General features: G+C 61.3%; 8 protein-coding genes and 2 pseudogenes. 6 read left to right on the plus strand and 4 right to left on the minus strand.

Annotated features, from left to right (window positions below; genetic code table 11):
- A pseudogene (locus A3A5_RS37865) lies at positions 1-184 on the minus strand (IS6 family transposase); the annotation flags it as partial.
- Between the two features lie 103 nt (positions 185-287).
- Between A3A5_RS37865 and A3A5_RS0107780 the strand changes: the two are divergent.
- Complete coding sequence (locus tag A3A5_RS0107780; RefSeq protein WP_035812010.1) at positions 288-794, plus strand: hypothetical protein; 507 nt, start codon at positions 288-290, stop codon at positions 792-794.
- 944 nt (positions 795-1,738) lie between these two features.
- Here A3A5_RS0107780 and A3A5_RS0107785 read toward each other — a convergent pair.
- Both A3A5_RS0107785 and A3A5_RS0107790 read right to left on the minus strand, forming a co-directional pair.
- On the minus strand, positions 1,739-1,930 hold the full coding sequence (locus A3A5_RS0107785; protein ID WP_018310043.1) for a hypothetical protein: 192 nt from the start codon (positions 1,928-1,930) through the stop codon (positions 1,739-1,741).
- 52 nt (positions 1,931-1,982) lie between these two features.
- Positions 1,983-4,181, minus strand: coding sequence for an ATP-dependent RecD-like DNA helicase (locus A3A5_RS0107790; RefSeq protein ID WP_051108498.1), 2,199 nt, complete (start codon positions 4,179-4,181; stop codon positions 1,983-1,985).
- A 247-nt stretch (positions 4,182-4,428) separates the two neighbouring features.
- Here A3A5_RS0107790 and A3A5_RS43070 point away from each other — a divergent pair, with 247 nt between their 5' ends.
- Entirely contained in the window at positions 4,429-4,605 is a 177-nt protein-coding gene (locus A3A5_RS43070; protein ID WP_157637152.1) for a hypothetical protein, read from the plus strand.
- Between the two features lie 410 nt (positions 4,606-5,015).
- On the opposite strand, the gene A3A5_RS0107800 is transcribed toward A3A5_RS43070, so the two are convergent.
- The gene (locus A3A5_RS0107800; RefSeq protein WP_018310047.1) at positions 5,016-6,029 is read right to left on the minus strand and encodes an IS110 family transposase; all 1,014 of its coding nucleotides are present in this window, start codon (positions 6,027-6,029) and stop codon (positions 5,016-5,018) included.
- Between the two features lie 489 nt (positions 6,030-6,518).
- On the opposite strand from A3A5_RS0107800, the gene A3A5_RS37870 reads away from it, so the two are divergent.
- The 4 genes and pseudogenes from A3A5_RS37870 to A3A5_RS0107825 form a co-directional block, all read left to right on the plus strand.
- Positions 6,519-6,932 (plus strand): hypothetical protein, encoded by a 414-nt coding sequence (locus tag A3A5_RS37870; RefSeq protein WP_035812011.1) that lies wholly within the window; start codon positions 6,519-6,521, stop codon positions 6,930-6,932.
- A gap of 156 nt (positions 6,933-7,088) precedes the next feature.
- Entirely contained in the window at positions 7,089-7,349 is a 261-nt protein-coding gene (locus A3A5_RS0107815; protein WP_018310050.1) for a helix-turn-helix transcriptional regulator, read from the plus strand.
- A gap of 2 nt (positions 7,350-7,351) precedes the next feature.
- Positions 7,352-8,671 carry a type II toxin-antitoxin system HipA family toxin gene (locus tag A3A5_RS37875; protein WP_018310051.1) on the plus strand — a complete coding sequence of 440 codons (1,320 nt, stop codon included), beginning with the start codon at positions 7,352-7,354 and terminating at the stop codon, positions 8,669-8,671.
- A gap of 116 nt (positions 8,672-8,787) precedes the next feature.
- Positions 8,788-8,971, plus strand: a pseudogene (locus A3A5_RS0107825) (IS6 family transposase); the annotation flags it as partial.

Below are 8,971 nucleotides of genomic sequence, written 5' to 3' on the forward strand. Positions count from 1 at the left end.
CAAAGCGCCGCACCCAGCGCAGGATCGTCGTGTGGGCCAGCGCCAGACCCCGTTCCGCCATCATTTCGACTAGATCGCGCAAGCTAAGCTTGTAGCGCAGGTACCAGCGAACACACAGAATGATCACATCACGGTCAAAGTGACGGCCTGCAAACAGTTCGTCCAGGCTCTTCAGCTTGCTCATCGTCGGTTCTCAATTCGTTCAGCCCGACACCTTAACCGATTCGCCCCCGCGCTATTTGCACCAGAGCCCTATGCCGCGTGTACACGATTCCCCGAATTACTCCATGCTATATCTTCACTGTACGCAGAAGCTGCTCAATCGTCTGAAACCCGAAGTGGTCGACGTCGGAAGCAGCACCACGAAGCTTGGCAGTTGGTACGCAACTGTTTTGCAATGGAGGCCGCAGATTGCGATGCTTGTGAATGAGCGAACGCTATTGCCGGTTCTGATGCCTTTGGCACCAGCGGCCACCCTTGCGGCCAGGTTTCCTGAGACTCTGGCAGAGATATTGACTGCCCTCGCGGTTCCGCATTCATTCATCGAATCGGAAGTGTCCCAAATGCAGATCGTCAAGTACGCCAAGACGCAGAACCGCAGCGTTGTCGGCATCATGACGCAGTTCGCATATCTCGCATATCTCGCATATCTCGCCGAAGGGTATCGTGGCTACGACAAGATAACCGAGCTCATTGCACGGTCGCTAAAACTGGCGCACACACCATGTAGCCCGCTTTACAAGGGGCCGGTGTTCCCGGACAAAGCATTGCAGGAGCTGACGAGCGATGGGTGAGCGGTCGCTTGATCGCGAGCTACCGCGGCGCATTCCGGTTCAAGCGGACTGCCCTTGGCTTGGCCGACCGCTGCCCGATGCGGTCGGCGGCAGACGACCCGTTTCGGTCGCACATACAAGATTCAAGAATGCCTGCTCCCAGGGTGAAAGCGGACCGTGACTACAAAGAGACAAGGATCCACGGGTTCTCGACTGCCTTCAGTCCGGTACGAGGCGCAGAAATGACCCATCCCCATATCTTCATCGTTAATGTGCGCTGCAGGCTTTCGAAATTCGCGTCAGCGAAAACGGCTCATACTGAAAGCCCACTCGCTAGAGTACCCCAATATAGACTATCAGCAAGGGTCGACACGAAAATGGTCTGGTATATCTCGGTTCTGCAAGTGGCGTTCACGAGCGACATGGACGGGTCTGTAGCCTGCCTTGCAGGCAGCTTCCTTTGCTTCTTTCTGAGTCTTATAGGTTGCAATCTCCTTGCCGCCGACTACTACCACATGATGCGTGGTAGTTGCATTCGTGTCGGAACTTAGCGGTCTATGTTCGATATATGCTGCAGCCATAATTCCCCCCCCCCCAATATGCCACCAAGATTAGTAGGTCAATGAATACTAGGAAAGATTGAAAAGGTTGTCAATCGCATTTCAGTGTTCGATTTCGCCATTCGATGCGCGAGCGCCTTTGTAGTGGCGATCCGTTGCCGCGATCGCCATTCCGGGCGACCGTTGATGACTCACTACTCCGGCTGCAACCGGCATTCCGTTTACACCGCGTGCCAATTTCGTCAATGTCTCATTAGGTTCGAGCTACAGCCATTCGAACGAGAGTGGTGACTGTCTCTTCGTGGCCGTCTGCTGCCCCACATGCCTGACGCGTGCCGACACACACCAAGAAGCCAGACCTCAAGGCCGGCATGCTCCCGCCTGGGCGTTAGCTGAATGTCTTCGTCAGAGAATCCGGAGATACCGGATTTTCCCGATCTGCGACGAACGCTTCAGGATCAGGTCGGCTATGTATTCCGGCAGGAGCGCGCGCGGCACGTTAGCCGGTATATCTCCCACGAGCTGCGATGGGACGTGGACGATAAATTCGTCCGGCGCATTCTTCAGGCTGTGCTCGTAGCTGACACGATAATCCATGACTTTCCCGTCCCTGGAGGATGATCCTTCTGCGCCGGATTTTATCAGTGCGCTACTCCGGGACGCCGCGTAACCATTCCCCGAGCTTCGAGCAGCGACGTTCCGTTTGCCTGCCTTTGACGGCCATCGCCAGTGCACGCTTTTGCCCGACGAGGACAACGAGGCGCTTGCCGCGGGTGATGCCGGTGTAGATCAGGTTCCGCTTGAGCATCATGTAGTGCTGCGTCGAGACCGGTATCACCACAACCGGATATTCCGATCCCTGGGATTTGTGAATCGTCGTCGCGTAACACAGCACCAGTTCGTCGAGTTCGCCGAATGCGTAGGTGACGATGTGCTCATCAAAGGTCGCGGTGAGCTCCTGCTCTTCAGCGTCGATGTGGGTCACAAATCCGATGTCGCCGTTATAGACGTCCTTGTCGTAGTTGTTTTCGATCTGCATGACCTTGTCGGCTACGCTAAAGCGATAGCCAAACTTCTCGATGCTGTGGTCGCCCGGCGGGTTCAGCGCCTCCTGCAACAATTGATTGATGCCGCGAGCCCCGGTGAGGCTGCGGTTCATCGGGCACAGCACCTGAATGTCGCGCACCGGGTCGAGCTGGAATTTTCGCGGTAGCCGGGTCTTGACCAGGTCGACGACCGTTTCGGCAATCGCCTCCGGTTCCTCGGCCGGCACGAAATAGAAGTCCGACTCTTCGCCTTTTCCCGGCAGCGACGGAAATAGCCCCTGATTGATCTGGTGGGCACTTCGGACAATGCGCGAGGTAGCCGCCTGACGAAATACCTCGGTCAGGCGCACGACCGGCATCGCGCCCGACTCGATCAGATCATCGAGAACCTGTCCCGGGCCGACCGAGGGCAGTTGATCCACGTCCCCGACGAAGATTACTGCCGTCTCGCTTGCCACCGCTTTGAGCAGCTGGTTCGCCAGCGGCACGTCGACCATTGAGCACTCATCGAGCACCAACAGGTCGCATTCAAGCGGCGAGTCCTCATTGCGCTTGAATTGGCCATTGGCGGGATTGACTTCGAGCAGCCGGTGGATCGTCTTCGCCTCAAGTCCGGTCGATTCCGACAAGCGCTTGGCCGCGCGGCCGGTTGGCGCACACAGGAGCGCCTTGACCCGCTTGGCCCGCAGGATCGTCAGGATCGAATTGACCAGCGTGGTCTTGCCCACGCCGGGGCCTCCGGTGATGACCAGCAGCTTTGACGAGAGCGCCAGATGGATCGCCTGCTTCTGGCTTTCCGCGAGCTCGATCGTGAGTTTCTGCTCGACCCACGGGATCGCCCGCGCGGCGTCAATCGAACCCCACGACGGCGCGCCCGTTCGAAGGCGACAAATCTGCGAGACAATCGAGCGTTCCGCGTTATAAAGCGGCGCGAGAAAAACACTGGGCACATCATCAAGCGTGTCGGCGACGACCACGCCCTCGGACAGTTCCTCGTCGATTGCCACCTCAATGATGGCTTCGGGAATGTCGAGCAGTTTGACTGCGAGCGACACCAGATGCGTCCGGGGCAGACCGCAATGCCCTTCTCCGGCGGCCTCTGACAGCGCGTACGATACGCCGGCTCGCGCCCGAATCGGCGCGTCGCGCGCGATACCAATTTTCTGGGCAATGGTATCGGCCGTCAGGAAGCCGATGCCACGGATGTCCTGTGCCAACCGGTAAGGATTTTCGCTGACGACGGCAATCGCGTCCTGACCGTAGGTCTTGAAGATGCGCACCGCCCGCGACGTGGAGACCCCGTTGCCATGCAGGAAGACCATGATTTCGCGGATGATCTTCTGGTCGGCCCAGCCGGAGGTAATCTTTTTCGCGCGAACCTCGCCAATGCCGTCAACTTCGCGCAGACGTGCCGGCGTTTGTTCAATCACGTCGAACACGGCGGCGCCGAACGCCTTGACCAGCCGGCTGGCGTACACCGGACCGATACCCTTGACCATCCCGGAGCCGAGGTAGCGCTCGATGCCGGTCAGCGTGTTCGGCGGCGAAATCTTGACGAAAACCGCCTTGAACTGCCGACCGTGCTCGCGATCGGTCACCCACGTGCCCGACGCTGACGCGTACTCTCCTGGCGACACAGTGGGGGCATGTCCGATCAGAGTGATGAGGTCACGCTCGCCCTTGACCTTCAGGCGCAGGACGCAAAATCCGTTATCGGCGTTGTGGAACGTGACGCGCTCAACCAGTCCCGCGAGGCGATCAGGCTCGGGCTTGGGAGTGACGTTGGGTGGGCTTGCTGACATGAACGAGGCGCGGCTTGTTGTATTGCTACTGAAACGCTGACAGGACGGCATCCTATCGCGTAACTGTCGCTTCATGGCCGGCTACGTCAGTTCCAGCGCCTTCAATGTCATCGACTTTGCTCGTCTCATCCAACTCCATCCGTGCCACATAACGCTGATATTCAGTGCCAAATAGCGCTCAAAGTCACAGGCGGCTGTCACGCCGCGATTGCCGAATCCTTCGCCGCATCCGTCTCCCCCGAGTCCGATGAGCAAACAACGCATGATGGTGGACCTGCTGCCCGAGTTCGACGCTGCCCCCTATCTGGACAGCGAGGCAGCGCCGCGCCAAGGCGTGGCGGCGGCGCAACGATTGACGTCCGCCGAGCGCTTGTGGCGGCACTTTCTCGGCCGGATTTTACAGAATTCCCTCCCAACGCGTTGACACCCATCAGCGGGCCGATGTCAAGTGAGAAAAGTACACCCAACGACTTGCGCTGGCAGTCGATTTCCTTTCCTGCAAGCCGATTTTGCTGTTTGCTGAGCGCTCCCGTTTCTTCAATTCCTGGCTGCGACGGATCGCGCCAGACACCCATCGGGATCAAGCGATCGGCTTACAACGGTTGCCTGTCGCCCTGGTGGTTTCACCACCCCAGAAGAACGTTGGTGCCGCAACGTGTCCATGGGTTTCGCACAGAGCTGGGGTTGCCGAACTACCGGCACCAATCCACGGCTGGCTCACGTTGCAGGCGATCCGCTTTACAGCACATCGGAGACGGCGGCACGGCATCCTATTCAGAGGACATGGTTAGTGGCCAGTCAACGCTCGAGGCTTGCTGGTCGCCGTCGTAACTTTTACGAGAAGCAGCGTGCTACATCGAACGGTTTTCGCTCCTTCAGCATATGGAAACACGCACGGGCTAGCTTGTGCGCCAGAGCTTTGCGCGCCAAGATCGGGTTACTCTTGGCTTTCTTTCGCTCATAGAAGCGCTTGGCTTCTGCACAATGGCGCAGCGCAAAGTTGGCTGCTTCAATGAACGCCCAGGAGAGGTACGGGTTTCCGTTCTTGGTGTTGCCTTCGCCCTTTTTCTTGCCGTTGCTCGTGTGCTGGCTGTCCACACAACGAGCGTACGATGCAAAGTTGCCGACGCTGGCGAAACGCTCGATGGTTCCGGTTTCCAGTAGGATGACGGTTGCAAGAATTTGGCCGATACCGGGCACCGTAGTCAGCAATGCATAGTCGTGGTTCGGTGCAACCTTCTCTTGAAGACGCCTTTCCAGAATATGGATCTGAGCGGAGAGAGTCGTGATGACCGCGACGTTCGCTCGAACAGCGAGCGCTACGTCGTCCGGCAGGGGCATTTGATCGACAGCCGCCTCGTCCAGTCGCTTGACCTGATTGCTCGTGATTCGCGTGCCGGACTGACGCGCTGTAATGCTCTCGACAGCGAGAATGTGGTTGGTGCGGCTGCGTACCAGTTGCATGCGTTTCCTGGCCAGATCTCGCACGGCACGGTGCTTCGCTGGCAGGATGGTGCCCGTAGGAAGGATGCCTAGCCGCAGCAGGTGCGCAAGGTAGCGCGCATCGGTCTCATCGCCGCTGTGCTTGAGCCCATCATATTTCTTGATTGCGGTGGTGTTAGCCAGGTGCACTTGGAAGCTCGCCTCCTGCAGGCCGTCAACAAGCCAGTACCAGTTGTAAGTCGATTCGACTACGACGCCAGCCAGTTCGAGTTGCCACGGAGCAAGGAACGCCAGAATCGTCTTCAAGTCGTTGGGTAGCCGCTTCTCTGCGACCCCGCGGTCCGTTTCGTCAATCACGCTTACTACGCTGTTGTTCGAGTGCAGGTCTATGCCGCTATATTTCATATGGGCCTCCGTATGGTTAAAGCGGTTTGGCAAACTCACTTTAACCCTCGTCGCCCGCCAAGGGCGGCGGTGGGGGCCCGCTAGATGATTTTCAGGTAATACCGGCCCGCGCGCCGCTATGCTGCGCGTTTTCACACGCGGAGCGAATCGCATGAAGGTGAGGGTGGAGGGGCCGATCACGGCCGAACGGTTGGCCGAGGCGGTGGCACAGGCCGCCACGTTGCACGAGGGCGGGGCGGTGGCCTTCGCGGGGTTCTACGGGGCCACGCTGTATCTGCACGCCTATACCGACGAGGGCGAGCCGATGGCCGTCGATCAGGACGGCAAGGAGATGGCCCTCACGGTGCGCGCACCAGCGGGCACTGTGCTGCGGCCCCCCGCTCAGCGAGCGGGCCGCGCAGGCGCGCGCAGCGCGTCGCTGACGCGAGGCAGGCGCGGGACACACAGCGCGAGCGCGTACAGCAGTGGCACGCGGAACAGCAGCGACGCGTGGAAGCGGACCGGGCGCGTCGGGCGCGCTTGCAAACCGAACTGCGCCAGCACCAAGCGACCTTTGACCGTGTCCTCACGGCGTACGGCGCCGACGTGATGGTCCAGTGCAACGCGGCGATCGGCGCGGTCTGGGACAAGTGGCGGCCTCTGGTGACCTCCGGGCCCACCAAGGGCCAACGCCGCGACCAGCCGGTGCTCGCCGTGGAGGACGGACGGCTGACGCTGCGCATCGGCGCCGGGCGGCCTCCCCGGGGTATCCACACCCCGTTGCGGCGGTTGGCCAGCGATGGAACGCGGCTGGAGCCGCACTGGAAGCATGACGCATGGGTGCATGGGGCCGTCCCGGCCTTGCGTGCGGTGATCGACGGCTTCCTTCAGCAACTGCCCCCCGGGGTGGGCCCGGCGGCATGAACCGAGGCGCCCATCGGGTAGCTTCTTCCCGTACGGTAAGAAATTGTCTCGTGATGGCGACGCGGCCGCTAGAACTTCCCGTACGGTAAGATTCGGTTGCGCGCCATGTCATTCGCGTAGTAATCTTCCCGTACGGTAAGATTACAAGGAGTGATCATGGCGTTGTTTCCGCCCACACCGGTGCCGACGCCGCGCGGCGCGGTGCTGGGCACGATCAGCACGGTGGCCGAGCTCGGCGCCTTGGTGAAGTGCCTGCGGGCGCAGCAGCACGTCACGCAACAGGCCCTCGCCGCCTTCGCGGGGACTGGTGAACGCTTTGTGGTCGATCTGGAGCGGGGCAAGCCCACCGTGCAGCTCGACAAGGTGCTGCTGGTGCTGGACAGCTTGGGCCTGCAGCTGGCCGTGACGGAGCGCTGACCATGCAGCTCTTGCACGTGTATCGCGAACGGGCGCTGGTGGGCACACTGACCGACCCGGACGGAAGCATTACGTTCCAGTACGACCCGGCGTGGATCGCCGCGCAGGGGCAGGCGTTGTCGCCGCACCTGCCGGTGCCCGAAGTGGGCGCGGACAATGTCCTGTACGAGGGCGCCCCGGTGCAGGCCTTCTTTGAGAACCTGCTGCCCGAGGGCACGATCCGCGAATTCCTTGGCAAGGCCCTGCACGTCTCGCCCGAAAACGTGGTGGGCCTGCTGGCCCAGCTCGGGGGCGATACCGCCGGTGCGTTTTCGATCCTGCCGGCGGGGGTCACGCCGGGCATGCAGGCGCGCTACGTGCCGGTCACGCGCGCGGACATCCGGGGCTGGTTCACCGAGTCCCGGGGCCTGCCCCTGTCGCTCAAGGGCGCGCAGCTGTCGGCGCTCTCCGGCGTGCAGGACAAGATGGCGGTGTACATCGACGACGCGGGTCAGTTTTTCATCCCGATCGGCGACGCACCGTCCACACACATCGTGAAGCCGGCGGTGACGCACCGCCCGGACGTGCCCGATACGGCCGTCAACGAGGCCTTCACCATGCAGCTGGCCCGGGCCGTCGGGCTCGACGTGCCCGTGGTGAGCTACGATGCGGAGCTCGACGCGGCGATCATTGCGCGCTACGACCGGTGCTTCTCGGCACAAGGTGTGACGCAGCGCCTGCATCAGTACGACCTGTGTCAGGCCTTGGGCATTGCCTCCGGCAAGAAGTACGAGGGGGAGGGCGGGCCTTCCTTTGCCGATTGCTTTGCCTATGTGCGACGCCATAGTGCCACCCCCATCCCGGACGGCACGCGCCTCCTGCAATGGCTGGCCTTCAACCTGATCGCCGGCAACATGGACAGTCATGCCAAGAACCTGTCGATGCTGGTTGACCCGACCGATCAGCGGCCCCGACTCGCGCCGTTTTACGACCTGCTCAACACCCGGCGGTACCGGCACCTGAGCCAGAAGTTCGCCTTCAAGGTCGGGGGCGAGGCCCGCCCTGAGTGGATCCGCTCGCGACACTGGGAGCGCTTCTGCGAGGACCTCCGCGTCCTGCCGAAACATATCCGACGGGTCATGACGGCACTGGTGGATACGGTCGAGGCGACCTTGCCGGCCGTGTTGGCCGACCTGCAGGCGCAGGCGCCCGGACACGGCCGGCTGCTGCAGTCGCTGGCCGACGATGCACGACGCGAGGCTACCCGACTGCGCCAGCGGATCACGCCGTCGCCCGCGAGCGCCACGCCGCCCGCGCCCGGCGCCGACGAGGAGATGAGATGACGGCAGACAGCCTGAGCCAATTGGCCGCCCCGTGCGGGGCATGCCCGTGGCTCTGGTGCAAATAGCGCGGGGGCGAATCGGTTAAGGTGTCGGGCTGAACGAATTGAGAACCGACGATGAGCAAGCTGAAGAGCCTGGACGAACTGTTTGCAGGCCGTCACTTTGACCGTGATGTGATCATTCTGTGTGTTCGCTGGTACCTGCGCTACAAGCTTAGCTTGCGCGATCTAGTCGAAATGATGGCGGAACGGGGTCTGGCGCTGGCCCACACGACGATCCTGCGCTGGGTGCGGCGCTTTG

Origin of the sequence: Cupriavidus sp. UYPR2.512, assembly GCF_000379565.1 — a bacterium.
In the GTDB taxonomy this organism is placed as follows: Bacteria; Pseudomonadota; Gammaproteobacteria; order Burkholderiales; family Burkholderiaceae; genus Cupriavidus.

What these genes read in the sequence shown, in the direction of transcription:
- A3A5_RS0107815 (WP_018310050.1), top strand. Translation starts at nt 7,089, where the DNA reads ATGGCGTTGTTTCCGCCCACACCGGTGCCGACGCCGCGCGGCGCGGTG.
- A3A5_RS43070 (WP_157637152.1), top strand. Translation starts at nt 4,429, where the DNA reads ATGAGCAAACAACGCATGATGGTGGACCTGCTGCCCGAGTTCGACGCT.
- A3A5_RS0107780 (WP_035812010.1), top strand. Translation starts at nt 288, where the DNA reads ATGCTATATCTTCACTGTACGCAGAAGCTGCTCAATCGTCTGAAACCC.
- A3A5_RS0107790 (WP_051108498.1), bottom strand. Translation starts at nt 4,181, where the DNA reads ATGTCAGCAAGCCCACCCAACGTCACTCCCAAGCCCGAGCCTGATCGC.
- A3A5_RS0107800 (WP_018310047.1), bottom strand. Translation starts at nt 6,029, where the DNA reads ATGAAATATAGCGGCATAGACCTGCACTCGAACAACAGCGTAGTAAGC.
- A3A5_RS0107785 (WP_018310043.1), bottom strand. Translation starts at nt 1,930, where the DNA reads ATGGATTATCGTGTCAGCTACGAGCACAGCCTGAAGAATGCGCCGGAC.
- A3A5_RS37875 (WP_018310051.1), top strand. Translation starts at nt 7,352, where the DNA reads ATGCAGCTCTTGCACGTGTATCGCGAACGGGCGCTGGTGGGCACACTG.